Source organism: Vibrio sp. 10N.286.48.C11 (assembly GCF_041469805.1).
Classification (GTDB): Bacteria; Pseudomonadota; Gammaproteobacteria; order Enterobacterales; family Vibrionaceae; genus Vibrio; species Vibrio crassostreae_C.
In genome coordinates this window covers 1-589 of sequence record NZ_JBFRLK010000164.1, presented here as the reverse complement: position 1 = coordinate 589, position 589 = coordinate 1, and the positions used below count along the sequence as shown (strand labels likewise).

The following is a 589-nucleotide window of genomic DNA, read 5'->3' as shown; positions in this document are numbered from 1 at the left end:
CCTCGAATCAAGTTTCGAATCAAGTTTCGAATATCATCTGAGCCGAATGTTTGCCCGGTCCAACCTTGTTGATATTGAGTGTGATTAGAGAACTGAACAGTGTGGATTGGCCACACATCGAGTCCCATTCTTTGGATTGGAAAAACCGCAGAACTGTTTCCTGCATGCCCGTAAACCACGTGAGATTGAATAGAAATAATGCTTTTCATGCGTCGCTCTTTCAGTTTGAAATGGATTTGAATACTTGGATAAGACGACTAAATAAACACAACGGAACATCAAGATAGGAAGTTTTATCGATCTAACCACTGTGCTTATTTGGTCGGAATAGCCTCGACATCGCCGAGGCTTATTCTTAATGAGTTGGACGTCATCGGCTTTAAATCATGTATTTGATTCTAAGCCAGACTTGAACTTATGCGTCTTGAAACTCAGCGAAGTACTCATCCAATACAGTGCGTGTTGCACGGCCGATTAGCTCGTACTCGTGGTGAGTAAGGTTCGCTAGTGATACACGTACTGATGCGTGTACTGTGTCGAAACCTTTACCAGGTAGTAAGATTACGCCGGTTTCGTGAGCAAGACGGAA

At 43.3% G+C, this 589-nt stretch carries 2 pseudogenes; both read right to left on the bottom strand.

Annotated elements, in window-relative coordinates:
* Positions 1 to 209: pseudogene (locus AB4209_RS22385) on the bottom strand (pyridoxal kinase); the annotation flags it as partial.
* Positions 210 to 415: 206 nt separating this feature from the next.
* Positions 416 to 589 (bottom strand): annotated as a pseudogene (locus tag AB4209_RS22380) (bifunctional aspartate transaminase/aspartate 4-decarboxylase); the annotation flags it as partial.